The organism is Brevibacillus sp. GCM10020057 (assembly GCF_042683565.1).
Classification (GTDB): domain Bacteria; phylum Bacillota; class Bacilli; order Brevibacillales; family Brevibacillaceae; genus Brevibacillus.
Window position 1 is genome coordinate 37,623 of the sequence record NZ_JBHUJW010000001.1, and the last position, 23,915, is coordinate 61,537.

Here is a 23,915-nt window from a genome sequence, read left to right on the forward strand (position 1 = left end):
TTTATTGGACGTTTTGGGCGAACTGCTCGCCGAGGAAGTCCTCGTACACGCGCTCCCACACGACAGTGAAGGTCATGGTCTCGTCTTCCGAAATCTCCAGAATGTTTTCGATTGCTTCCTCCATGTACGGTGTCAGCTTGATCAATACTTCTGCGAGCATCTCGTCATTGGTGTTGAGCATGGACTTCAGCTCGGCTTTGGACAGATGGAACGTATTTTCTTCCTTCTCATGCAGCATCATGACCAGCCGGCTGAAGATCGGGTGAACCAATGTCTCCAGTTTGATGTGAGCCAGCGCCACGGATTCCGCGTCGGTCAGCTTGAACAGTTCCGCTGCATCCGGGAACGGATATACAGGCACATCCCACACGTCCCCTTTGTCGATGACCAGACCCCATTTGACGAACAGCTCGATCGCTTCCTGGAGGGAAGTCGGGTATTCGTAGTTGGAGCGGCTCATAAAAGCCTTGAAACGGTTCAACAGGTTCACATAGCCCTTGTAGTCTTCTTCGGACTTGAACTGCTCCTTCACCGGTTCAGAAAAAGCACCTTGCAGCGCTTTGAACTCCGAGAGGGCCTTTTCCATCTCTGCTTTGGTTTCGTATTTCGTCACTACAAAACACATGGCCTGAAACAATACATTCATTTCATGAGACAGCACGCTAGACCAGCCGTTCGCCGTATAGCTGCTGGGGATTACTACGCCTTCATTGTTCTGGCGAATATCGCGAATAGTTTGCATCACTACTACTCTCCTTTGTCCCGATAGCCTGTCCCGTCGGCAGGGCATTAGGTCTATTATACACAGAAACCATAGGCTTTTACCAACTGGAAAAATCATGCCCCCAAACAGTTCCAGCGGATACAAGCAACGATCCCGTCTGTATGAAAAATCCCCGCAGCCAAATGGATGCGGGGATAACAGCCTGTTGCGTTACTTCATTACGTCCAGACGTGCCATGGCGCGCTGCAGCGCACGCTCGGCGCGTTGGACATCAAGATCAGGATACTTCTCGGCCAAACGCTTTTCGGCACGTTCCTTCGCTGCCTTCGCGCGTTCTACGTCGATGTCTCCCGGCAATTCAGCCGTTTCAGCGAGGATGGTCACCTTGTCGCCGCGCACTTCCATGAAGCCGCCGCTCACTGCCATCTTCACTTCTTTTTCGCCTTCTGTCTTGATCCGAACAGGCGCTGTTTTCAGCGGGCTCACCAGCGGCATGTGGTTCGGCAAAATACCGAGATCCCCTGCTACACCACGGGCGATGACCATTTCAGCTTGACCGCTATAGACAACCCGTTCAGGAGTTACGACTTCAACTGTCATCTTGCTCACTTACTCGTCTCCCCTTTCCAGGGTGTCTTACGCCATTTTCTTCGCTTTTTCTACTGCTTCTTCAATGGTTCCTACATACAGGAACGCGCCCTCTGGCAGGTGGTCGTGCTTGCCTTCGAGGATTTCCTTGAAGCTGCGAACGGTTTCTTTCAATGGTACGTATTGACCAGGGTTACCGGTAAACTGCTCGGCAACGTGGAAAGACTGGGACAGGAAGCGTTGAATGCGGCGTGCGCGGCCAACGACTTGCTTGTCTTCGTCGCTCAGTTCGTCCATACCCAGGATCGCGATGATGTCTTGCAGTTCTTTGTAGCGTTGCAGAATTTTTTGCACGCCACGAGCCACATCGTAGTGTTCTTGACCAACCACTTCAGGAGTCAGAGCACGAGAAGTGGATGCGAGCGGGTCTACCGCAGGGAAGATACCCAACTCGGCGATGGAACGCTCCAGGTTTGTCGTTGCGTCCAAGTGAGCGAACGTTGTCGCAGGAGCCGGGTCAGTGTAGTCGTCCGCTGGTACGTAGATCGCTTGAATGGACGTTACGGAACCTTTTTTGGTGGAAGTAATGCGCTCTTGCAGCTGACCCATTTCGGTAGCCAGTGTTGGCTGGTAACCTACCGCAGATGGCATACGGCCAAGGAGTGCGGATACTTCAGAACCCGCTTGGGTAAAGCGGAAGATGTTGTCGATAAACAGGAGTACGTCGCGGCCTTCTTCATCACGGAAATACTCCGCCATAGTCAGACCGGTCAACGCTACGCGGAGACGCGCACCAGGCGGTTCGTTCATTTGTCCGAATACCATCGCGGTCTTCGGCAAAACGCCTGCGTCTTTCATCTCGTGGTACAGGTCGTTCCCTTCACGGGTACGCTCCCCTACACCAGCGAATACGGAAATACCGCCGTGCTCTTGAGCGATGTTGTTGATCAGCTCTTGAATGGTAACGGTTTTCCCTACACCCGCACCACCGAACAGACCGATCTTACCACCCTTGATGTAGGGAGCCAAAAGGTCAATGACCTTGATTCCTGTTTCAAGGATCTCAACAGTCGTCGCTTGTTCGACGAACTCAGGAGCTTTGCGGTGAATCGGGTCACGGCGTTCTACCTGACCCATCTCTTGCAGGTCGATCGGTTCGCCGAGTACGTTGAATACGCGTCCGAGGGTTACGGCACCCACTGGAACGGAGATTGGTGCGCCCGTATCTACCGCTTCCATGCCGCGAACCAGACCGTCAGTGGAAGACATCGCTACGGTACGAACCATGTTGTCACCAAGGTGAGTCGCAACCTCAACGGTCAAATCGATGTCGCGCTCACCAGTGCTTTGTGCTTTATGTTGAATTTTGATCGCATTGTAAATGGCAGGCAGGTGTCCACGTTCAAACTCGATGTCAACAACCGGACCCATTACCTGAACCACGCGTCCATTCGCCATCTTACTTCTTCCCTCCTGTAAAGCTGAATTGGGAGCTTTCGCTGCCACCTAAGCCTGTGCGTTTGCACCTGCAACGATCTCGGAAATCTCTTGCGTAATGGCTGCCTGACGGGCACGGTTGTACTGCAACGTGTAACGGTTGATCATATCCGTCGCGTTGTCTGTCGCGTTGCCCATTGCCGTCATACGGGAACCTTCTTCGGAAGCCTTCGCTTCGAGAAGCGCACTGTACACCAGTGTTTCCGCATACTTCGGCAGCAGGTCGACCAAAACTTCTTCCGAGGACGGCTCATATTCGTAATTCATTTTGCGCTCGTTCTTGCTCTCGGGAGCATCCAACGGCAGCAAGCGTTTTACGGTAGGTATTTGCGAAATTGCACTCTGGAACTTGTTGTAGCAAAGGTACAGTTCATCGATTTGCTCATCCGCGAACATCTGAACCGCCGCACCGGCAAGCTGCTTGATGTCGCCAAAGGCCGGGCTGGCTGGCAGGCCCGTCGCTTCTCCCAGCAGCGGATAATTGCGCTTCTGGAAAAAGTCGCGACCTTTGCGGCCGATCACAAAAATACCATACTCATCCTTGGACTTGTGCTTTTGTGCAATGGTGTTGATCACCGTGCGCAGCATGTTGGCGTTGTAGCCGCCTGCAAGACCGCGATCGGAAGTGATGACAATGTAACCAGTCTTTTTCACAGGACGGGATTGCAGCATCGGATGCTTGGAACCGGTAGTGCCGCTCGCAATGCTGGAAATCACTTCCTGGATTTTGTCAGCGTACGGACGTGCTGCCTCTGCCTTCTCCTGGTTGCGGCGAAGCTTGGCAGCTGCCACCATTTTCATCGCTTTCGTGATCTGGCGCGTGTTTTTCGTACTTCTGATTCTGCTTCGTATCTCACGAATTCCTTTAGCCACTCGTTTTCACCACCTTGAGGACGCATGACCGAGCATTCCTGCCCGGCATGCATCTGATGTCAATCGCACTCGATTAGCGAGTTACTTGAAAGCCCTTTTTGAACTCTTCGATCGCTGCGTTCAATTCTTTTTCATCCGGGAGCTCTTTCGTTGTCCGGATATGCTCCAACAAATGCGGTTTGTTGGAATCCAGGTAGGACAGAAGCTCCTTCTCAAAGCGGCCTACGTCGCCAACTGGAATGTCATCCAGGTAACCTTTTGTTGCAGTATAGATAGAAGCGACTTGCTTCTCAACAGGCATTGGGTCGAATTGACCTTGTTTCATGATTTCCATCAGGCGCGCACCGCGGGTCAGACGAGCTTGGGTCGCTTTGTCCAGGTCGGAACCGAACTGGGCGAAAGCAGCGAGCTCGCGGTATTGAGCCAGCTCGAGCTTGAGCGGACCTGCTACCTTTTTCATCGCCTTGATTTGTGCTGCACCACCTACGCGGGATACGGACAAACCGGTGTTCACCGCTGGACGCTGACCTGCGTTGAACAAGTCGGTCTCCAGGAAGATCTGACCGTCCGTGATGGAGATCACGTTGGTAGGAATGTAAGCGGAGATGTCGCCCGCTTGTGTCTCAATGAATGGCAGAGCCGTAATGGAACCGCCGCCGAGTTCATCAGACAGCTTCGCAGCGCGCTCCAGCAAACGGGAGTGCAGGTAGAATACGTCACCTGGGTACGCTTCGCGGCCTGGAGGACGACGGAGCAGCAAGGACATTTCGCGGTATGCGGCAGCCTGTTTGGACAGGTCATCGTATACGCAAAGAACGTGCTGTCCTTTGTACATGAAGTATTCCGCCATGGTTACACCTGTATATGGTGCCAGGTACAGCATCGGAGCCGGGTCGGAAGCTGTAGCGGAAACGACGATAGTGTATTCCAGTGCGCCTGCTTTGCGCAGGGTTTCTACGATGTTGGCAACAGTGGATTGCTTCTGACCGATTGCCACGTAGATACAAATCATGTTTTGGCCTTTTTGGTTGATGATCGTGTCGAGCGCCACAGCCGTTTTACCTGTTTGGCGGTCGCCAATGATCAACTCGCGCTGTCCGCGACCAATCGGAATCATCGCGTCGATCGCTTTGATACCTGTCTGGAGCGGCTCATGTACGGATTTACGCGCCATTACGCCAGGAGCCGGGCTCTCAACCGGGCGGTAACCACTGTTTGCGATCGGACCCTGGCCGTCGAGCGGCTGACCGAGCGGGTTTACTACGCGGCCCAGCAGCGCTTCCCCAACCGGAACTTCCATAACGCGGCCGGTACGTTTTACGGTATCGCCTTCCTTAATGTCGCGGAAAGGTCCCAAAATAACGACACCCACGTTGTCTTCTTCCAAGTTGAGTACCATACCCATTACGCCATTTTGGAACTCGAGGAGCTCCCCTTGCATGGCCTTGTCCAAACCGTGAACGCGAGCAATACCGTCACCTACCTGGATGACTGTGCCTACATCCACAACTTCGATTTCAGATTTAAAGTTAGCGATCCGCTCTTTGATGAGGGAGCTAATCTCTTCTGGTCTGATTGCACTCACTTACATTCACCCCATTCATCCAACTTCTTAAGTAGAGGTACTGCCTGCCTTACGCCTGTTGCGCAAAGGTTTCGAGCTTCGTTTTCAGGCTGCCATCGTACAGACGGTCGCCGATCTTGATGACGATGCCACCGAGGATAGACGGGTCTACCACAGCCGTCAAACGCAGCTTTTTATTCAAGGTTTGACCGAACTTCTCGGCCAACTCTGCCTGTTCTTCATCAGTGAGCGGCTTTGCGCTTGTGACGGTCGCTTCAGCGATGCCGCGCGCGTCGTTTGCCAGCTTCACAAAGGAACGATAGATGTCTGCCAGCGCCGCTTCCCGTCCTTTTTCAATCAACAAGCTGAGGAAATTGTAGCTTTCTTCCCCAACATGACTTTTGAACAGTTCGTCCGCCAGCTTGAGTTTTGCATCCGCAGCAATGTGCGGGTGAAGCATGATCTTGCTCAGATCGGCATTCTGTTCGACAGCTTGCACGATCGCGCCAAGGTCAGCTTCCACCTGATCGATCTTGCCGCGCTCGCTCGCTACGTCAAAGAGAGCGCGAGCATAACGTTTTCCTACAGCGCTACTCATAGGCGATCTCCCACTTGAGCGAGGAATTTGTCAACGGTAGACTTTTGCGCAGCTTCGTCCAGTTCTTTCTCGATGATCTTGGAAGCCAGGAGAACGGAGAGGCTGGTCATTTGCTGACGCAGCTCCAGTTTCGCTTTTTCCACTTCACGAGCCAGCTCTGCACTTGCTTCTGCCTTCATGCGCTCTGCCGCAGCTTGTGCTTCCGCCACAATTTTGCCAGCTTCATCGGATGCTTGCTTCGTAGCGCGGTCGATAATCGCTTTCGATTCTGCACGCGCTTCGTCCAGCACGCGGCGTTGCTCAGCCAGCAGGGCTTCCGCTTCTTTGCGGCCCTGCTCTGCAGAGGAGATTTCATTTTCAATATGCTGACGGCGTTTTTCCATCATGGCCACGATCGGGCCCATCGCGAATTTACGGACAGCCAGCAACAACAACAAGAATACAATTGCTTGGGTGAGCAGCGTTCCCCATTCCAGGGATACGGCACCAAAGTCGAGCATTCGTTTCACTCCTTCCTGCGAAAAGAAAGATGTATCTGCACGGAATTAAACCGTCTCATTCAAAAATAGAGGCGGGTAACAAGCGCCCGCCTATCATTCTCCGTTGCTCGCTTACATACGACCGAAGAGGATGAAACCGATCGCTACAGCGATAATCGGAACTGCCTCTACCAGACCGAGACCCAGGAACATGAGACCCATCAGGTTGCCACGCGCTTCAGGTTGGCGAGCTACGCCTTCAATTGTACGAGAGATTACCAGGGAGTTGCCGATTGCCGCGCCAAGAGCAGCAAGACCAAATACGATACCGATTGCAAGAGCCAAACCTTCCATTGTTTAAAAACCTCCTTAGTGTTGTAAAAAAGAATGAAATGCGGAAACAGCCGATTAATGATCTTCGTTCACTTGCTGCGAGATGTATACCATCGCCAGCGTTGTAAAGATGAACGCTTGTACGGAACCTACGAAGACGGAGTAACCCAGCCAGATGAAGAGCGGGATGCTGCCGAAGATTCCTACACTCAGCAGGAAGGCGATCAAAACCTCACCTGCAAAAATGTTACCGAATAGACGCAAAGGAAGCGTCAGCGGCTTGATGATAAACTCCTCGAGAATGTGAATCGGGTTCAGGAATGTATGTTTCAGCCAACCGCCAAAGCTCTTCTTGATTCCCAGATAATGAGCGTAAAGAAGAACGATGAATGCCAAAGCGAATGTCACGCTCGGCGTTGCGGTAGGCGATTTCCACCAACCAATAACGACACCATGCGCGTGCGGATCGGTAGAGTTCAACTCTTCCTCCAGCTTTTCCACCTTTTGCTGTTTCATTTCATCATTGGTGGAAACCGTCAGCATGTCTTTGACCTGTTGGCTGACCTCGTGGCCTTCACCGTTGTGGTGAGCGGTGTTCACGTTGAGCAGCAGACCCAGCTGGTTCCCCAGGAAAATGTAGAGGAACAGCGTGAGCGCCAAAGACACGAAACCCGCAGCCTTCTTCGGCGAAATGTAGCTCTTGGTAATACCAGTGACAAAGTCCACAATCCATTCCATCACGTTTTGCGCGCCGCCTGGAGTAGCGGAGGTCAGGTTGCGTGTCATCCCGATACACATGAAGAGCACCACAAGAGAGGTAACCAAAATCATGAGAATAGTGGAGATGTCAAATACCATGCCCAACCATTCAAATCGCAGAGAATAATGCATGTATTTCACCCCTTTCTTCCGCGCGAGTATGTTTCGTCGTACGTGCGTACATGAAAAAAGAAATCCTGGTATCTATTTGAAGGAGCGATAAACAAAAAGAAAACCGAGAACCTGAAAGAGGAACAATCCTATCAAGACGCCAGCTAGTCCAAACAAGTGGGGAAAACGCATCGTCAGGAAGACAGCAAACCCCGCGACGATGAGGCGTTGTAGCATGCCAGTCCCTTTCGGCCGTACACTTGGATCGACAGCCATCTGACCGATACGCCAGGTTTTGCTGAAGAGGACAGTCCCATTAACCAGACTGCAAGCCATCCCGAGCAGGAGGCTTTGCAAAAACAACCGATACAATGGCAACAGCGCCCAGAGTATCGCGACAATCGCCATACTGAAAAAGGCATAGCGAAAGGTGGCTCGCATAGCCAGAGAAAACGTTTGCATGTCCCATCTCCCTAGAGGTACCCGCGAATAATGCGGTAGACGCTGTAAACGCCCAGACCCAATCCCGCGAGCAGTCCAATCATCAAAAACAACGGATTGGAAGCAAAAAGGCCATCCAGATACTTGCCCAGAAACACCCCTGCAACCACACAAATCGCCATATCGACTCCGATCAAGGTGACCAGTGTGATCGCTCGCCAAGGATTATCAATTTTCGACACAGGACATTCTCCTTTCATACATAAGGAGAGGGCTGGTGTCAAGTGCCCCGTTGCCCTCATCCATATTAACGAAGAATTATTCCCTTTGTCAACGTCAGGGTCCTTCTGTACACAAAGCGTTCACAATTGAAAACTATTGTAACAACTACAGTTTTTCAACAACAGTCGCTACACCCTGTCCTCCACCGATGCACAGAGTCGCTAATCCATATTTTACCCCTTCGCGCTTTTGCAATTCATGGACAAGGGTCACCAAAATTCGCGCTCCGCTGGCACCGATTGGGTGGCCCAAAGCAATCGCGCCGCCGTTCACATTTACTTTCTCCGCATCAAAACCGAGCGCTTTGGAGACGGACAAGGACTGAACGGCGAATGCTTCGTTCGCTTCGATCAGATCGATGTCGGACAGCGCCAGGCCGGCCTTCTCAAGCACGCGCTGCGTCGCCGGCACCGGACCGTAGCCCATGATGCTCGGGTCAACACCCGCGCTGGCATTGGCGATGATGCGCGCCAGCGGCTTTACGCCCAGCTCGTCTGCTTTTTCCCTGGACATGATCAGCAGGGCTGCTGCGCCGTCGTTGATCCCGGAGGCGTTTCCTGCTGTCACCGTACCGTCTTTCTTAAAGGCAGGCTTCAGCTTGCCCAGCGCTTCCGCCGTCACGCCTGCACGAGGGAATTCATCCACGCTGAACAGCACGGGATCGCCTTTTCTTTGCGGAATGGCGACTGGTACGATCTCATCCTGGAAGCGGCCTGATTCGATTGCCTTTTGCGCCTTTTGCTGGCTCCAGGCAGCAAACTCATCCTGTTCTTCGCGGCTGATCCCGTACTTCTCGCAAAGATTTTCGGCAGTGATTCCCATATGGTAGTCGTTGAACGCACACCACAGGCCGTCGCGGATCATGGAATCGACCACTTTCTGATCGCCCATGCGGTAGCCGCTTCGCGCGCCCTCCAGCAGGTACGGCGCCTGGCTCATGTTCTCCATCCCGCCTGCGAGCACCACGTCTGCATCGCCGCTGAGAATGGCCTGCACTGCCAAATGAACCGCTTTCAATCCAGAGCCGCAAACTTTGTTGATCGTCAGCGAAGGCACTTCATTGGCCAACCCGGCCTGAATCGAAGCCTGACGCGCCGGATTTTGCCCCAGACCTGCCTGCAGCACATTTCCCATGATGACTTCGTCTACCGCTTCCTTGGGCACGCCTGCGCGCTCCAGAGCCGCCTCAAGCACAATGCCGCCCAATTTTGCAGCGCTTACACCTGACAGCGAGCCTTGAAAACTTCCTATGGCAGTGCGAACGGCACTCGCGATCACGATTTCCTTTTGACCCATATCGAAACACTCCCCGGATTCAAGTTAGTCAACCATCCAATGATTCCATGTTTCTTTGCAAAATCCTGCTCTCCATTGCCTGAATCTGCGACAAATCGCCGACAAACGGGAAAGGCAAAGCGAACAGACCGGCTTCCCATCGTGCAGAGCTGCAGGCAGGCAAAGCAAACCGGCCTCTATCCATCGTTTGGGGGACAGAGGCCGCTCCGCTCGTTTTTATGCTTGTACGACCTAGTGGACGAGGGCCAGTTCATTGCTCAGACCAAGCACACGGTCTGTGGAAGTATGAATTTCTCGCAGAAGATCCGGATTCTTCATCAGCGACACGCCGTACGAAGGGATCATTTCCTTGATCTTTCCTTCCCACATTTTCATTTGCTGCGGGAAGCATTTTGCTATGACTTCAAGCATGACGTGGACGGCTGTCGAAGCACCCGGCGATGCTCCCAGCAAAGCTGCGATCGAACCATCGGCAGCCGTGATTACTTCGGTACCAAACTGCAGCGTTCCTCTGCCGCCTGCTTCGGTATCTTTGATCACTTGCACGCGTTGACCCGCTACGACCAGATCCCAATCCTCGCTCTTCGCGTTCGGGATAAACTCGCGCAGCTCTTCCATGCGCTGTTCTTTGGACAGCATCACTTGCTGAATCAAATATTTGGTAAGCGCCATCTCTTTGCAGCCTGCCGCCAGCATCGTCAGCACGTTATCCGGTTTGACGGAAGTGATCAGATCGAGCATGGAGCCCGTTTTCAGGAACTTCGGCGAGAAGCCTGCGAACGGACCAAAGAGCAGCGATTTTTTCTTGTCGATATACCGTGTGTCCAGATGCGGTACAGACATGGGCGGTGCACCAACTTTGGCCTTTCCGTATACTTTGGCATGGTGCTGCTCGACGACAGCCTGATTTTTGCACACCATGAACAGACCGCTTACCGGGAATCCGCCAATGTGCTTTCCTTCCGGTATGCCCGATTTTTGCAGCAAGTGCAGGCTTCCGCCGCCGCCGCCGATAAAGACGAATTTGGCCGAGTGGCGCTCGACGCTGCCGCTCTTCAGATTCTTCACTTTCAATTCCCACGAGCCGTCGCCAGCGCGTTTGATGTCTTCGACGCTGTGCTCGTAGTTTACTTCTACGCCGCTGTTTTGCAGGTGCTCAAACAGCATGCGTGTCAGCGCGCCGAAATTGACGTCTGTCCCGGAGTCGATTCTCGTTGCCGCGATCGGCTCGTTCGATGTGCGGCCTTCCATAATCAGCGGAATCCATTCTTTCAATTTTTTCGGGTCCTCTGAATATTCCATGCCTTGGAACAGCGGATTTCGGGACATTGCTTCAAAACGTTTCTTCAAAAACGCCACATTTTTTTCACCTTGCACCAAGCTCATATGAGGCAGCGGCATGATGAAATCTTGCGGATTGCTGATCAGCTTGCTCTTGACCAGGTAAGACCAAAACTGTCTGGAAACATGGAACTGTTCGTTAATATTGATGGCTTTGCTAATATCTATTGATCCGTCTGGCTTTTCCGTTGTGTAGTTCAATTCGCACAATGCAGCATGACCTGTTCCCGCATTATTCCATTCGTTAGAGCTTTCCTCTCCTGCGTTCGCCAGCCTTTCAAATACTGTAATTTTCCAGTCTGGTACTAATTCTTTCAGCAGTGACCCTAAAGTCGCACTCATGATTCCGGCACCAATCAAGATAACGTCAGTTTTCGTTTGTCTGTTACTCATTTTTACCGTCCTAACTCGCTAATATTTGAAGAAAAGATGCAGGCGCTCCTGCCTTGGCTCTACAGCAAGCCAGGGTGCGACTCTGTCACACCCTTTTCTCTGGATCAATGATAACCTGTATATAGTGTATCACTATTAAAACTAGATTAAAATATTTGCTATTATTTGATAGAGAATTGTTATTAAAAGCCCGTCAAACCTGAATTATGACATACTCTTGTAGTTAATAAATGGAAAATACCTTGTAAAAAACCTGTAAATTTACATCGAAAGCAGCTCTTCCCCCGACTGTTTGCAGGGGTTCTGAATTTGGCTGGGCTTCCTGCAGGCAGGAAACGCTGCGTATATTTAGCAGCGCCGCCCTTGCGCAGCCAGCCTCCAAGAATTCCACCATTTCCTTTTGCCGACAGTTTATGCCGCCCTCTTGCCCCCAGTGCGCGCGGCCCGTTTGCCGAAGCCGGGCTGACACTTCCAGATTCTGACTGCGTTTTCCCGCGCAGCATCATAGCCCGAACTCAAACAAGCCCCGCCCCTCCATCAGGAGAAGCGGGGCTCTATTGGCTGCCGTCTTGGTACGTCTCTGATTCGTTACTTCGACTGCTGCAAAATGCGGTACAGCGCCACGACGCACACGGCGCGGGTCGTCGCCTTGTTCGGCTGGAACTTGCCGCTGACCGGGTCCATCAGGCCGAGGCCGACCATGTTGGCGATGGACGAAGCTGCCCAGCTCGGCCAGGTTCCTTTGTCCGCGACTGTCTTGGTTGCGCCTTTTTTGTTCACGAGGCGGTCGAGGATGACCGCCGCCTCTGCCCGGGTCACCGGTTGGTCAGGGCGGAACGTGTTGTCTCCGTAGCCTCTGACCAGCCCCTTGGACACGGCGACTTGCACAGCTCCTTGCGCGTAGGCAGGCACCTTGTCCTTGAAGCCGAGCTTCGGTGCCGATGGAAGCTGCCAGTCAAACGTGCGGGCGAGCAGCGTGACGAACTGCGCCCTGGTCAGGGACACCTCGGGACCGAATGTCGTATCCGTCAGGCCTTTCACGAAGCCTTGCTCCGCCATGTAGGTAATCTCGTCTTTTGCCGGATGATTGGCGATGTCGACAAATGCCGGACCCGGATTATCCAGGTAGTACGGAATGTATTTGCCGTAGGAATTGACTTCGTACACCCACTGTCCCTGGGCATTTCTCGTCCCGAGCAGCGGATCGAGCGTATTGTTCGTCTCGTTCACGTACAGCAGACCGATTCCTTTTCCGGCGATCCAGTTTTTCGGCACGAGCGTCAGCTGGATCGGAGAGGTCGAAATGCGGTCCTCCGCACCCGCCTTCGGCTCGACCGGCTGGATCGTGAAGGAGTAGTCGGCCGGGACGTAGCCGGGGAGCGGCTGATCCACAATCGAGTCAATGTCGATCTTGGCCGTCTCCAGGAATGAGGCCGTATTCGCAAACGAGTATTGCATATCCAGCTCCGCTCCGAGCGACAGGCTGCCCGGGATTTCCGGCACGACGATGGTGCCTTTCGGCTGCGCCGTCTGGTTCGGCAGCAGGAGAGACATTTCATCGAAGTAGAGCGTGCCCTGGTCGTGCGTGATACCGTCGTTTGGCTGATCCACGACGTAGATGCTCTTCAGCTGCAGCGGATAGGCGGCATTGCTCGGGAAGTAGCCCTTGACCTGCTTCCAGCCCGTCCAGTCGATTTCCTTTGCCAGATCGACGTAGACCGTCTTGCCGTTCGCATCGATGACTTCGGCGCGCAGCCAGTGTCCGCTGTTGTCGCCGTTGACCCACAGGCCCAGTCCGAGCGGTTTGCCCGGGATCGCAACAGGTTTGGCTCCGAGCACCCCATAGGCGATTCTCAGGCTGCTGGCCGGAGCGCCGGAGAAGTTGTAGACGAGCTTCGCCGCCTTTTTCGTCCGGAACACAGGCTCGCTGACGGCTGCAAACGAACCGGCAGAGCTGATGCTCGCCGGGTTGGCAGCGTGGTACATGCCTGCCAGATTGTCGAAGGTCAGCCAAGGCTGCTCGAATTGTCCGATCGCGAACGGAATGGTCGTCGAGACGCCATCGTACGTGATCGTCACTTTGCCGTTGCCGGTCTGATCGCCTGCTGTCAGCTGCAGCTTGTCGTTTATGCTCGCCAGCGGGGAATCGACGCTGGTCTGCACGCTAAGCGGCGTCGCCTGGACCAATGCGCCTTTCTTCGTCTTGATCTTGACGTCCAGTGTGATGGTCTGACCCGGGGCGACCGTAATCGGACTCGGCGACACGACGATCTGCTGGACTTCGCTGCCGGAGACGACGTGAATTTCCTTGCTCTGGGCCACGTTGCCCAAGCTGCCGCGAAGCGTGATCTGCCCGGATCGTGCAGGCGTAAACTTCGTGCCGTCGATTGTCCCTGCATCTGCATCGCTGACGTCCCACGCGACGTTGGCCGAATTGATCGCGTATGGCTGATAGTGCGTGTCATAGCCTTTGGAGGCCGTCATGCTGACCGTCTGCCCGATCAGCACATCTGTCGGCACATCAATGGTGAAGCCGCGAAGATCGCCCGGAGGCGCTGTATTGTACACGGCCAGCCCTGTCGGCACTCGGCGCTCTGCACCGCCGCTCGGCACGTTTGAAAGGTTCGCCTGGGTCTCGCCCAGCATGCGGGTCGCCAGCGTCGTGGAGCCGCCGCCGTCAAAGTTTACGGCGCGATAAGAGCCCAGCTCCGCCATAATTTTCGCCAGCTCGTCGAGGTATACCCCTTTGCTGGCGTCAATCGTGACCATGTACAAGGTCTTGCCGTCCTGGGAGACCCCTGCGGCCGTCCGCGAGTTGATGGAGGTGATGGATTTGTCCGCCTGGAACGAGGTCAGCGCTTTGCCTTGGTTCACCAGCAGCACATTGCCGCCTACCGCCTGCATCAAGTCGATGTTTTGCGGCGTCGTCTGGTATTCGACCTGCGCTTTGGCCCCGACCGGGAAGTTCTGCTTCAGAAAAGCGGCTGCCTCTCCGTGTCCCCAGAGGACGTAGCCGTTGTAAGGGATGTATACGCCCGGCTGATTGACACGGACTTCTTTGGCTACGTCATCCACAAACAAGACTTCGACGACATCCTTGTAGCCGGAAATGGCACCCAGGCTTGTCTTGCCAAAAGAAGGCGTGTACAGGTTCAGCTGGTTCTGGTGGCTTTTGCGGCCCTCGCTCGGATTGTACTCTTCCTTGTTTACGCCCTGGAGCGAATACGTCGCCCCGTTCGGCGCCGTCACCTTTCCGCCAAATCCGAAATGCTCGATGATGGCCGTCTTGTCGCCTGTCAATCCAAGGCTGTACCAGTACGAAATCAGCCCCATCGAGGAGACCAGCTCCTTGTCTTTCATGACGATCCCGAATGGCGCCCCGCGCTTGGCCATGTTGAAAAAGTCGGCGTTCACCGCCGCGATCGCGCCTGTTTCCCGCGCCATCTGCGTGACGGTCTGCCGCTCGGTCAGCTTCCCTTTGGTTCCGTAGACCGGCTTGACCTCGACATACGGGTTGTTCAGGTCGACTTTGGTCACCATGATCGTCACTGTCTGATCGGCAAAAGATTTCGTGTATTTAAGCAATGTGGTGCCCTCGCCAATGGGGGTCTGCCACACCATCTGCAATGGGCTTGATTCCGCTCTCGCCTGCGCGACCTCGGTCGCGAGCGGCACAAACGGAACAAAAGCTCCCCAGGCCACTGTCGCAGCCGTGAGCAGCATCACTGCCTTCCGCGCTCTCATGTTGGTAACTCCTCTCCGTTTTCCAATCTCTGTCTGTTTCTTGTATGTATGTGTTGCCAACTAAAGTGTAGACGCAGCGAGTCAGCTGATAGTTTCGCTTCGTCGCTATTTTCTCTATTAGAAAAATATACCAAACCCCCTGACAAAACGACAGGAAAGAAAACCCGCCCGTGCTTCTCGCAAACAGCACCGGGCGGGACAAAGGTCGAATCAGCTATGGGAGAACGCGGCGATTAATGACCGGAACGGAATGGCTCTGGCCGCTCGGAACTAAGTCCGAAATGATACAGGATGGCTTCCACGATTCGGCGGGAGGCTTCTCCGTCGCCGTACGGATTGGCAGCATGGGCCATCGCTTCGTACGCCGCCGCGTCGGTCAGGAGTTCTTTGGTCATCGCATACACCTGCGCCTCGTCCGTACCCGCCAGCTTCAATGTGCCGGCGGCGATCCCTTCCGGACGTTCGGTGGTGTCGCGCAAAACGAGCACCGGCACTCCCAGGGATGGCGCTTCCTCCTGTACCCCGCCGGAATCGGTCAGGATCAGGTGGGCGCGGCGCGCAAAGTTGTGGAAATCAAAGGCGTCGAGCGGCTCGATCAGGTGAATCCGCTCGTGTCTGCCGAGCAGCTCGTGCGCCACTTCCTGCACCGCCGGATTGAGATGCACCGGATAGACAACGGCGATCTCCGGATGCTCGTCGGCGATTCTGCGGACTGCGCGGAAAATCTGGCGCATCGGTTCGCCCAGATTTTCGCGGCGATGCGCCGTCATGAGCACCATCTTGTGGTCACCGACCAAATCGAGCACAGGGTGGCTGTAGTCGTCCCGTACCGTCGTTTTCAAGGCATCGATCGCCGTATTGCCGGTGATGTAGATGCTCTCTTCCGGTTTGTTTTCCCGGCGAAGATTGTCAGCCGAGCCTTCTGTCGGAGCGAAATGCAGGTCCGCCATGACGCCGGTCAGCTGGCGGTTCATCTCTTCCGGGAACGGCGAATACTTGTCCCACGTGCGCAAGCCCGCTTCCACGTGGCCGATCGCCACCTGGTTGTAGAAGGCGGCCAGACTCGCCACAAAAGTCGTAGTGGTATCCCCATGCACCAGCACGATGTCAGGCTTGACTTCCCTGATCGCCGTATCCAGGCTCTCCAGCGCGCGCGTCGTGACGCCCACCAAAGTCTGACGGTCCTTCATGATGTTCAAGTCAATGTCCGGTTTGATATGAAATATCTCCAGCACTTGATCCAGCATTTGCCGATGCTGGGCCGTCACGCAAACGACCGATTCGATCAGTCCCTCATGCTTGCTCAGTTCGTGCACGAGCGGCGCCATTTTGATCGCTTCCGGACGCGTGCCGAATACCGTCATTACTCTGCAAGTTTTCATCGGTTTCCCTCTCCCGCTACTTCGTGCCGAACAAACGGTCTCCCGCATCTCCCAGGCCAGGCACGATATATCCATGATCGTTCAAATATTCATCAATGGCAGCTACGAAAATGTCTACGTCCGGATGCTCGTCCTGAACCATTTTAATCCCTTCCGGCGCTGCGATCAGACACATCAGCTTCATGTTTTTCGCTCCGCGGTTTTTCAGGGCGGTAATCGCGGCAACTGCGGAACCGCCTGTAGCGAGCATCGGGTCAATCACGATCAACTCACGCTCTGCGACATCCGACGGCAGCTTGACGTAATACTCGATCGGCTGCAAGGTTTCCGGATCGCGGTACAGTCCTACGTGGCCTACCTTCGCGGCCGGGATCAGCTTCAGAAGCCCGTCCACCATGCCAAGCCCTGCGCGCAGGATCGGAACCAGACCTACCTTCTTTCCGGCGATCACGTTGGACTTGCAGGTCGCTACCGGCGTCTCGATGGTCGTCTCCTCCAGCGGCATGTCGCGGGTGATTTCATACCCCATCAATGTAGCTACTTCGTCCACCAACTCGCGAAATTCCTTGGTCCCCGTATGTTTGTCGCGGATATAGGTCAATTTATGCTGGATCAGCGGATGGTCAAACACGTAAACACGGCTCATAAACGTTCCTCCGTTTCCTATCAATGCATCCTTTCCATCATAGCGAAGGAGTGCCCTGCCGTCAATTTGCCCAATCTTCGTTCTTCTTACCTTGTAAGAAATGAAAAAAGCAGACCCTCGAAAGAGTCTGCTCATATGTTATGCAGTGCTGCCTAGATTTCCAGACCTGCGTACATCGGGAAGCGCTGGCACAGAGCAGCTACGCGCTGGCGAGCTTCTTCGTGCTTCGCTGCGTCCTCCGGATTTTTCAGCGTGAGCGCGATGATCGCTGCTACTTCTTTCATCGCTTCCTCGTCAAAGCCGCGGCTGGTAACAGCAGGAGTACCCATGCGCACACCGCTGGTCACGAACGGGCTTTGCTCGTCGTACGGGATCGTGTTTTTGTTCGTGGTGATGTTGACTTCGTCCAGCAGGTGCTCGGCCACTTTACCGGTCAGGCCGATTTTGCTCACGTCTACCAGTACCAGGTGGTTGTCCGTACCGCCGGAAACGAGCGTCAGACCTTCAGCTTGCAGGGCATCCGCAAACGCCTGTGCATTGCTGACGATGCGGGAAGCGTACTCTTTGAATTCTGGCTGCAGCGCCTCGCCGAAAGCAACGGCTTTCGCTGCGATCACGTGCATCAGCGGACCGCCTTGTACGCCAGGGAACACGGATTTGTCGATCGCCTTGGCAAATTCTTCTTTGCACAGGATCAGACCGCCGCGTGGACCGCGCAAGGTTTTGTGCGTGGTGGAAGTGACGAAATGCGCATGCGGCACCGGATTCGGATGCAGGCCAGCCGCTACCAGACCGGCGATGTGCGCCATGTCGACCATGAAGTACGCGCCGACTTCATCCGCGATCTCACGGAATTTGGCGAAGTCGATGACGCGCGGATACGCGCTGGCACCGGCTACGATCAGCTTCGGCTTGTGCTCCAGCGCTTTGGCGCGGACGTCTTCGTAATTGATGCGTTGAGTTTCCCGATCCACACCGTACTCGACGAAGTTGTACAGCGTACCGGAGAAGTTTACCGGGCTTCCGTGCGTCAAGTGACCGCCGTGGGACAGGTTCATGCCCAGTACCGTATCGCCCGGCTGCAGGATGGTGAAGTAGACAGCCATGTTGGCTTGAGCGCCGGAGTGCGGCTGCACGTTGGCATGTTCTGCGCCAAACAGCTCTTTCACACGGTCGCGAGCGATGTTTTCCGCGATGTCCACGTATTCGCAACCGCCGTAGTAGCGACGGCCCGGATAGCCTTCTGCGTATTTGTTGGTCAAAACAGTGCCCATCGCTTCCATCACGGCACGGCTCACGAAGTTTTCGGATGCGATCAGTTCAATCTTGTCGCGTTGTCTTCCCAATTCCTTCTGGATGGCTTCCAATACTTGAGGGTCTTGTTTACGCAAAAAATCTAGCATGACAGATTCTCTCCTTCTTGGACATGAGCTTGTCTCACGTTCTTATTCGGTACAGCTCTCGTTTGCCTGGGTCAATTCGTACACAGCCCGGGCTCCGCCGATCAGTTTCGGGCGCGTCCGCGCTGCTGTGACATGCGCTTCTCCGATGGTGCGCCGGGACGGACGAACCGGGACGGCTACATGCCGCAAATGCATGCCGATCAACGTATCGCCGATGTCGATGCCGGCGTGGGCGCGAATGTGCTCCACCACGACCGCATCCTGCAGCCGGGTGTAAGCGTGGGCCGCCATGGAGCCGCCTGCCGCAGGAACAGGCACGACCGATACTTCCTCCCAGCCGTATCGCTCCATTACTTCACGCTCCATGACCAATGCCCTGTTCAAATGTTCACAACATTGAAACGCCACAGCAAAACCGTGCGCGTCCTGCACGCTGCGGATGCCGCGATACAGCGCAGCGGCCACTTCCTTGCTGCCTGCCTTGCCGATGCGTTTGCCCAGCACTTCACTGGTGCTGCAGCCGATGACGAGCAGCTGTCCGGGCTTCAGCTCGGCCAGGCGCACGACTTCTTCGACAACCTCTTGGGCTTGTTTTTCAATGGCGAGCAGATCCACTCACTTCACTCCCGTGTGCTTCGCTTCAATCTGGGCGATTTTTTCCACCCGGCGCTCGTGACGTCCGCCCTGGAACTCTGTTTCCAGCCAGATTTTCACGATATCCAGCGCCAGACCAGGGCCGATGACGCGCTCGCCCATCGCCAGGACATTCGTGTTGTTATGCTCGCGGGTAGCCCGTGCAGAGAAGGTGTCGTGTACCAGCGCACAGCGGATTCCCGGCACTTTGTTGGCAGCGATGGACATGCCGATGCCCGTTCCGCAGACGAGGATGCCGCGGTCAAACTCCCCGGCCGCCACCTTTTCCGCTACCGGCAGGGCGTAGTCCGGATAATCGACCGAATCAGCGCAGGAGCAGCCAAAGTCTTCCGTCTCGATGTTCAGGGAGGCGAGCAGCGTCTTGATCTCCTCTTTGAGCTTGTATCCCCCATGATCAGCAGCAATCGCTACTTTCATCCTGTCATCCCTCACTTGTCCATAATCCCACTCATTATACATCATATTTCCGCAAGTAAAAAGTGAACATTTCATCCTTTACGTTAAAAAATGTTCGTACTCTAACGCGAAACCAAGCGCCGGGATGGAGCGAGCACCTCATTCACAACGCGATTCACGAAAGCGCTCCTGAAGCAATCGGGCCGACAGCCTGTCCAGCGACTCTTCGATTTCTTCGGCGCATCTGCGGTAATCCTCCAGCGTCCCCCCGAACGGATCGGCAATATCACCGAAGCCTTCTACTCCGACGAATTCCCGCAAGGTGTACACCTTGTTGGCCGCTGCCGGAAAATAGGTCAGAATCGACTGTTTGTGGCTCGCAGTCATGGTCAGGATCAGATCCGACCACTCGACCAGTTCGTGATCCAGCCGACTGGACTGGTGCACATGCTCGATCCCGCGCTCGGCCATTACCTCGACGGCATACTGCGAAGCCGGTTGTCCGTCAAGCGCCCCCACGCCTGCCGACCGGACTTCGACCTCCTGCCCCGCCATCCTGGCCCGGAACATCGCCTCTGCCATGGGGCTGCGGCAAGTGTTGCCTGTGCAGACAAACAATATCCGTTTCACGTCTTACGCTCCCTTCTGCCTGCGCCATCGGGCTATAACATAAATTTTAACCCAAAACAGAACAAAATCAGTCCACCTACTAATTCGCTGTAATCCCCCAGCCATCCTCCCACGCTTCTGCCGAGCAGCAATCCGCAATAGGACATGGCTCCGCCCATGACACCAAAGAGCGTGACAGCGAGCAGCCTGTTGACCTCGATCAGCCCGAACGACACACCGACCGTCAGCGCATCCATGCTGACGCTGAACGCGAACAGGATGAGGCCAAGCCCCTTGGTCCGCAGCACGCTTTTTTGCTCGCCATTGGCAAATCCATTCCACAGCATATGCAAGCCGATGGCCATGAGGACTCCGCCGCCGATAAATACGGCGATGTCTCCGACCAGATCAGACAAATACGCTCCGACGAACAGTCCGACGATCGGCATTCCTATATGAAAAAGCCCGATGGTGATACTCACTTTGATAATTTCCCGCAAGCGAATGCCTACCATTCCTACGCCGATCCCGAGCGAAAAGGCATCCATACTCAGCGCAAAAGCGATCATGAGCAAGGTCAGAAACTGCCCCCACTGAAACAAGACTTGATCCAACTGGCCTCCCCTCCTCGTCTCTTCAACCTATGCGGACAAGAAGAAGTTTAGACAAGGCAATTTAGGCTTGCTGGATTCGGCCTCCCGCAGCTTTCTCCAACCGGTTCATCACCGCCATGCCAAGGCCGTCCCGGGAAAAAGTCTCCGACACGATAAACTGCACCTGATGCGCATCAAACTCCCTGAGCACAGCGTACAGCTGCTGCGCGACTTCTCCCAGCGCCGCACGCGAACCTACACAGAGAACGATGTCCGCATCCGGCTGCCCCTGCCAGTAGTCGAAAGTCTCAGCGGTCGCCAGCACACCTGTTTTGCGGCCGTGCTGCTTCGCTTCCCGCAGCATGGCTGCCATTTTCTCGCGCACGCGTCCTGCTTCGCCCGAGACCAGCCACATTTCTCCCTCCGGCGCGTAGTGCGTGTATTTCATGCCAGGCGCGCGCGGTGTCTCGGTCGCCCCCGCCGCAAAGGAAGGATCGAGCGCTACCTGTCCGATCACTTCCTCCAGCTGCTCGCGCGTAATGCCTCCCGGACGAAGAACCATCGGCGGCTCCACGGTCATATCGATGACGGTAGACTCCACGCCTACGCCTGTCGCTCCGCCATCCACAACACCTGCCACACGCCCCTCCAGATCCGCGAGCACATGCGCCGCAGTCGTCGGGCTTGGCCGCCCTGACCGGTTCGCGCTGGGTGCAGCGATCGGCACGCCGGCTTCCGCGATCAAAGCGAGGGCTACGGGATGATCCGGCATGCGTACCCCTACGGAATCGAGGCCAGCCGTCACGAGCGATGCAACCTTGTCCGTTCTGGGCAAAATCATGGTCAACGGCCCCGGCCAAAAGGCTTCCATCAACCGCTCTGCCTTGGCCGGCACTTCTGCGGCGACCGTGGACAGCTGCTCTCTCCTTGCAATATGTACAATCAAAGGATTATCGCTCGGCCTGCCTTTGGCTGCAAATATTTTTTCCACCGCGTCATTTGACAATGCATTGGCGCCAAGCCCGTAGACGGTCTCCGTAGGAAACGCGACAACCGCTCCAGCGCGGAGCAACCGGGCTGCATCCACAATCTGTGTACAACTCTGCAAATTTTCCACAGCATTTTCCACATCGTTATCCACAGTCCAGACTTTTGTCACTACCTTTTGTTCCATCATGAAAAATATCCTTTCTCTGGCACGTTTCACAACATCGAGTGCCTTTAGTATAGATGTGCCGATAAAAGTTTTCAACAGCCTGTGGGTAACTTGTGAATAACCTCTCCCGCTGTCGTGGAAAAAGTCATTGTTACCGATCTTTTACCGATCCGCGAAGCAGGTTGTAGTAGGATAAGAATATCAACACATTCCCATTTTCCTTCTTACCTGAAAGGATCGTGACCTTCCATGAAATCATGCAAATCGTTGGCAGCCGGCTTGATCGGCTCCGCTATTCTGCTTGGTGCCGTTGCCGCTCCCGCATTCGCAGCTTCCGCCCAGCCTGCCGCACCGGTCAAGCAGGCACAGACCCAGGCCGCACAGCAAAAAGGAGTCGTTATCACGTCCAAAGTCATCCGGCAAAAAACGGCCGAGTACGAAGCGAACATCACCATTCCTGTCATCAGCGGCCTCGCCGATAAAGCCTTTGAAGCGAAGCTGAATGCCGACCTTTTGAAGCAGGCACAGGATGCGCTGCAAAATTGCCAGATCATGAGCAGGGAGGATGCGGCTGCAGCCAAAAAGTACGGCTATCCGCTGCGCCCTCATGCCCTCGACATTTCATACGAGGTTCACTCCGTCGGCAAACTCGTCGCCTTCTCCTTGCAGACGTATTCCTACACAGGCGGCGCGCACGGTATGACAGACGTGACGTATTACAACATCGCCAATGTGGACAAAGCCAAGAACCTATCGTTGTCCGACCTGTTCCAGCCGGGATACGACTATCGCTACGTGCTGAACCATCTGATCCAACAGCAGATTCAGGCGAATCCGGAAACGAAAGACATCTACAGCTTTGAGGCGATCTCCGACAACCAGTCTTTCTCCTTTGAAAACGGCAATTTGGTCATTCACTTCAGCCAGTATGAAATTGCACCTTACGCAGCCGGGATGCCTGCCTTTACGATTCCCGGGCACAGCTTCCTCAACCTGCTCAAGCCGGAAGTCAGAGCTTTGCTCTTGTAAAACAGACTCGGAAGCGAAGCGGCACCCGCCCTATCGCGGCACGCGAAACGACACCTGACCAAAGGCCGGGTGTCGTTTTGTCTGTTTACTCAGGAGAACAGCTTCTCCAGCTTTTCCCACAGGAAGAAACGCACTTGCACATGCGGTTCCGGAACTGCTGCCTCCGTCTCTGCTGCTTCGCCCTGCCCGGAGTCCGCCGCGATCACACGGGGCTCTGGCTTGTCGTCCGATGCGCCTCCCGTCCGCATATCCTCGAGGCGCATCTGCCGCCATTCTTCCCATCCATTCCGCGCTCTGCCGGAAGCAACTGCAGGTGTCGGTTCTTCCTCTGCCGCTTCTGTTGCCGTCTGGAGCAGTTCGTCACCAGACTGCTTCGTCTGGACGGACAGCTCCGGCTTTGGCCCGGCGGCAGCAGCCGCCTGTACGCCGTCCCCGTTGGACATGTCGATGAAGCAAAGAGGCGGGAACAGCACGCACCACCAGTTTTGTCCTTTGGCTTCGCCGATCTGCACGCGCAAAGCGGTATAGTTGCCTGCCGGATAGACGTAAGCGCCGTACAGCTTGGTCGGGAACGGAACCTGGCCGAAATCGACGACAGCCTTGTACGAAAATCCGCGGTCGCGGATCGTTTCGTCGACCACCTGCTGCAACACAGGCAGATTGGCCGCCACGACCTTCTTCGCATCCTGGAACGTCCCGATGTCCTTCACCCATGTATCCATCTGGGCGATCACCGCATCCCGCACTTCCCGCTTCAGCCACTGATCCTGAAACGAGTCGCTGTTGGCGATAATGCGCAGGCGAATCGACTCCTGAGGGATCGGCCCGTTATCAACTACATTGGCCGACGAAAGCTGTCCCTCCCAGCTCATCATTAACATCAGTACACAAAATGCCATCCATATTGTCCGTTTCATCGCAACCGTCTCCCTCTGTACTCTTCTTTTTCTCTCTAGCACCAGTATGGGCAGAAGGCTGCGAAATCAACCGCAAAAATCACGCAGATTACGAATTTTTGCGCAAA

The 23,915-nt window shown here is 55.0% G+C and carries 24 protein-coding genes; 1 reads left to right on the forward strand and 23 read right to left on the reverse strand.

Annotation, left to right across the window (positions count from 1 at the left end):
* Position 1 precedes the first annotated feature (1 nt).
* The 22 genes from ACFSO0_RS00160 to ACFSO0_RS00265 form a co-directional block, all read right to left on the reverse strand.
* Positions 2 to 742 carry a DUF6042 family protein gene (locus ACFSO0_RS00160; RefSeq protein ID WP_376874549.1) on the reverse strand — a complete coding sequence of 247 codons (741 nt, stop codon included), beginning with the start codon at positions 740 to 742 and terminating at the stop codon, positions 2 to 4.
* 192 nt (positions 743 to 934) lie between these two features.
* Positions 935 to 1,333, reverse strand: a complete 399-nt coding sequence (locus tag ACFSO0_RS00165; protein ID WP_376874552.1) for a F0F1 ATP synthase subunit epsilon — start codon at positions 1,331 to 1,333, stop codon at positions 935 to 937.
* A gap of 27 nt (positions 1,334 to 1,360) precedes the next feature.
* A complete protein-coding gene (gene atpD, locus ACFSO0_RS00170) occupies positions 1,361 to 2,770 on the reverse strand; it encodes a F0F1 ATP synthase subunit beta (RefSeq protein WP_376874555.1) in 1,410 nt (469 codons plus the stop codon).
* Positions 2,771 to 2,818: 48 nt separating this feature from the next.
* Positions 2,819 to 3,682, reverse strand: coding sequence for an ATP synthase F1 subunit gamma (gene atpG / locus ACFSO0_RS00175; RefSeq protein ID WP_376874558.1), 864 nt, complete (start codon positions 3,680 to 3,682; stop codon positions 2,819 to 2,821).
* A gap of 73 nt (positions 3,683 to 3,755) precedes the next feature.
* The gene (atpA, locus tag ACFSO0_RS00180; protein WP_376874561.1) at positions 3,756 to 5,267 is read right to left on the reverse strand and encodes a F0F1 ATP synthase subunit alpha; all 1,512 of its coding nucleotides are present in this window, start codon (positions 5,265 to 5,267) and stop codon (positions 3,756 to 3,758) included.
* Between the two features lie 49 nt (positions 5,268 to 5,316).
* Positions 5,317 to 5,844, reverse strand: a complete 528-nt coding sequence (locus ACFSO0_RS00185) for a F0F1 ATP synthase subunit delta (RefSeq protein WP_376874564.1) — start codon at positions 5,842 to 5,844, stop codon at positions 5,317 to 5,319.
* Positions 5,841 to 6,344: a F0F1 ATP synthase subunit B gene (gene atpF / locus ACFSO0_RS00190; RefSeq protein WP_376874567.1), complete on the reverse strand. Its 504-nt coding sequence runs from the start codon at positions 6,342 to 6,344 to the stop codon at positions 5,841 to 5,843. Before atpF ends, ACFSO0_RS00185 begins: the two co-directional genes overlap by 4 nt.
* A 111-nt stretch (positions 6,345 to 6,455) precedes the next feature.
* Positions 6,456 to 6,677, reverse strand: a complete 222-nt coding sequence (gene atpE / locus ACFSO0_RS00195) for a F0F1 ATP synthase subunit C (protein WP_005831752.1) — start codon at positions 6,675 to 6,677, stop codon at positions 6,456 to 6,458.
* Between the two features lie 54 nt (positions 6,678 to 6,731).
* A complete protein-coding gene (atpB, locus tag ACFSO0_RS00200; RefSeq protein WP_376874572.1) occupies positions 6,732 to 7,547 on the reverse strand; it encodes a F0F1 ATP synthase subunit A in 816 nt (271 codons plus the stop codon).
* A 72-nt stretch (positions 7,548 to 7,619) separates the two neighbouring features.
* On the reverse strand, positions 7,620 to 7,988 hold the full coding sequence (locus tag ACFSO0_RS00205; RefSeq protein WP_376874575.1) for an ATP synthase subunit I: 369 nt from the start codon (positions 7,986 to 7,988) through the stop codon (positions 7,620 to 7,622).
* Positions 7,989 to 7,999: 11 nt separating this feature from the next.
* Positions 8,000 to 8,209 (reverse strand): AtpZ/AtpI family protein, encoded by a 210-nt coding sequence (locus ACFSO0_RS00210; protein WP_376874578.1) that lies wholly within the window; start codon positions 8,207 to 8,209, stop codon positions 8,000 to 8,002.
* A 145-nt stretch (positions 8,210 to 8,354) separates the two neighbouring features.
* On the reverse strand, positions 8,355 to 9,545 hold the full coding sequence (locus ACFSO0_RS00215) for an acetyl-CoA C-acetyltransferase (protein WP_376874581.1): 1,191 nt from the start codon (positions 9,543 to 9,545) through the stop codon (positions 8,355 to 8,357).
* Positions 9,546 to 9,776: 231 nt separating this feature from the next.
* Positions 9,777 to 11,279, reverse strand: coding sequence for a malate:quinone oxidoreductase (locus tag ACFSO0_RS00220; protein WP_376874584.1), 1,503 nt, complete (start codon positions 11,277 to 11,279; stop codon positions 9,777 to 9,779).
* A 588-nt stretch (positions 11,280 to 11,867) separates the two neighbouring features.
* Complete coding sequence (locus tag ACFSO0_RS00225) at positions 11,868 to 15,023, reverse strand: phosphodiester glycosidase family protein (RefSeq protein ID WP_376874587.1); 3,156 nt, start codon at positions 15,021 to 15,023, stop codon at positions 11,868 to 11,870.
* A gap of 233 nt (positions 15,024 to 15,256) precedes the next feature.
* On the reverse strand, positions 15,257 to 16,405 hold the full coding sequence (gene wecB, locus ACFSO0_RS00230; protein ID WP_376874590.1) for a non-hydrolyzing UDP-N-acetylglucosamine 2-epimerase: 1,149 nt from the start codon (positions 16,403 to 16,405) through the stop codon (positions 15,257 to 15,259).
* Between the two features lie 16 nt (positions 16,406 to 16,421).
* Positions 16,422 to 17,051 (reverse strand): uracil phosphoribosyltransferase, encoded by a 630-nt coding sequence (upp, locus tag ACFSO0_RS00235; RefSeq protein ID WP_376874593.1) that lies wholly within the window; start codon positions 17,049 to 17,051, stop codon positions 16,422 to 16,424.
* A 152-nt stretch (positions 17,052 to 17,203) separates the two neighbouring features.
* Positions 17,204 to 18,454: a serine hydroxymethyltransferase gene (locus ACFSO0_RS00240; protein ID WP_376874596.1), complete on the reverse strand. Its 1,251-nt coding sequence runs from the start codon at positions 18,452 to 18,454 to the stop codon at positions 17,204 to 17,206.
* Between the two features lie 42 nt (positions 18,455 to 18,496).
* Positions 18,497 to 19,069: a TIGR01440 family protein gene (locus tag ACFSO0_RS00245; protein WP_376874599.1), complete on the reverse strand. Its 573-nt coding sequence runs from the start codon at positions 19,067 to 19,069 to the stop codon at positions 18,497 to 18,499.
* A complete protein-coding gene (rpiB, locus tag ACFSO0_RS00250; protein WP_376874602.1) occupies positions 19,070 to 19,525 on the reverse strand; it encodes a ribose 5-phosphate isomerase B in 456 nt (151 codons plus the stop codon).
* 138 nt (positions 19,526 to 19,663) lie between these two features.
* A complete protein-coding gene (locus ACFSO0_RS00255; protein ID WP_376874605.1) occupies positions 19,664 to 20,134 on the reverse strand; it encodes a low molecular weight protein arginine phosphatase in 471 nt (156 codons plus the stop codon).
* Positions 20,135 to 20,166: 32 nt separating this feature from the next.
* Positions 20,167 to 20,727, reverse strand: coding sequence for a manganese efflux pump MntP (locus ACFSO0_RS00260; protein WP_376874608.1), 561 nt, complete (start codon positions 20,725 to 20,727; stop codon positions 20,167 to 20,169).
* A 61-nt stretch (positions 20,728 to 20,788) separates the two neighbouring features.
* Entirely contained in the window at positions 20,789 to 21,880 is a 1,092-nt protein-coding gene (locus ACFSO0_RS00265; protein ID WP_376874801.1) for an L-threonylcarbamoyladenylate synthase, read from the reverse strand.
* A 231-nt stretch (positions 21,881 to 22,111) separates the two neighbouring features.
* On the opposite strand from ACFSO0_RS00265, the gene ACFSO0_RS00270 reads away from it, so the two are divergent.
* Positions 22,112 to 22,891 (forward strand): DUF3298 and DUF4163 domain-containing protein, encoded by a 780-nt coding sequence (locus ACFSO0_RS00270; RefSeq protein WP_376874611.1) that lies wholly within the window; start codon positions 22,112 to 22,114, stop codon positions 22,889 to 22,891.
* An 89-nt stretch (positions 22,892 to 22,980) separates the two neighbouring features.
* Here ACFSO0_RS00270 and spoIIR read toward each other — a convergent pair whose 3' ends face one another.
* A complete protein-coding gene (spoIIR, locus tag ACFSO0_RS00275) occupies positions 22,981 to 23,808 on the reverse strand; it encodes a stage II sporulation protein R (RefSeq protein ID WP_376874614.1) in 828 nt (275 codons plus the stop codon).
* Positions 23,809 to 23,915 lie beyond the last annotated feature (107 nt).

Bases quoted from the DNA above. Each gene is read 5' to 3' on its own strand.
- ACFSO0_RS00160 (WP_376874549.1), bottom strand. From the start codon at position 742: ATGCAAACTATTCGCGATATTCGCCAGAACAATGAAGGCGTAGTAATC.
- atpD (WP_376874555.1), bottom strand. From the start codon at position 2,770: ATGGCGAATGGACGCGTGGTTCAGGTAATGGGTCCGGTTGTTGACATC.
- ACFSO0_RS00185 (WP_376874564.1), bottom strand. From the start codon at position 5,844: ATGAGTAGCGCTGTAGGAAAACGTTATGCTCGCGCTCTCTTTGACGTA.
- atpF (WP_376874567.1), bottom strand. From the start codon at position 6,344: ATGCTCGACTTTGGTGCCGTATCCCTGGAATGGGGAACGCTGCTCACC.
- atpE (WP_005831752.1), bottom strand. From the start codon at position 6,677: ATGGAAGGTTTGGCTCTTGCAATCGGTATCGTATTTGGTCTTGCTGCT.
- atpB (WP_376874572.1), bottom strand. From the start codon at position 7,547: ATGCATTATTCTCTGCGATTTGAATGGTTGGGCATGGTATTTGACATC.
- ACFSO0_RS00205 (WP_376874575.1), bottom strand. From the start codon at position 7,988: ATGCAAACGTTTTCTCTGGCTATGCGAGCCACCTTTCGCTATGCCTTT.
- ACFSO0_RS00215 (WP_376874581.1), bottom strand. From the start codon at position 9,545: ATGGGTCAAAAGGAAATCGTGATCGCGAGTGCCGTTCGCACTGCCATA.
- ACFSO0_RS00220 (WP_376874584.1), bottom strand. From the start codon at position 11,279: ATGAGTAACAGACAAACGAAAACTGACGTTATCTTGATTGGTGCCGGA.
- ACFSO0_RS00225 (WP_376874587.1), bottom strand. From the start codon at position 15,023: ATGAGAGCGCGGAAGGCAGTGATGCTGCTCACGGCTGCGACAGTGGCC.
- wecB (WP_376874590.1), bottom strand. From the start codon at position 16,405: ATGAAAACTTGCAGAGTAATGACGGTATTCGGCACGCGTCCGGAAGCG.
- upp (WP_376874593.1), bottom strand. From the start codon at position 17,051: ATGAGCCGTGTTTACGTGTTTGACCATCCGCTGATCCAGCATAAATTG.
- ACFSO0_RS00240 (WP_376874596.1), bottom strand. From the start codon at position 18,454: ATGCTAGATTTTTTGCGTAAACAAGACCCTCAAGTATTGGAAGCCATC.
- rpiB (WP_376874602.1), bottom strand. From the start codon at position 19,525: ATGAAAGTAGCGATTGCTGCTGATCATGGGGGATACAAGCTCAAAGAG.
- ACFSO0_RS00265 (WP_376874801.1), bottom strand. From the start codon at position 21,880: ATGGAACAAAAGGTAGTGACAAAAGTCTGGACTGTGGATAACGATGTG.
- ACFSO0_RS00270 (WP_376874611.1), top strand. From the start codon at position 22,112: ATGAAATCATGCAAATCGTTGGCAGCCGGCTTGATCGGCTCCGCTATT.
- spoIIR (WP_376874614.1), bottom strand. From the start codon at position 23,808: ATGAAACGGACAATATGGATGGCATTTTGTGTACTGATGTTAATGATG.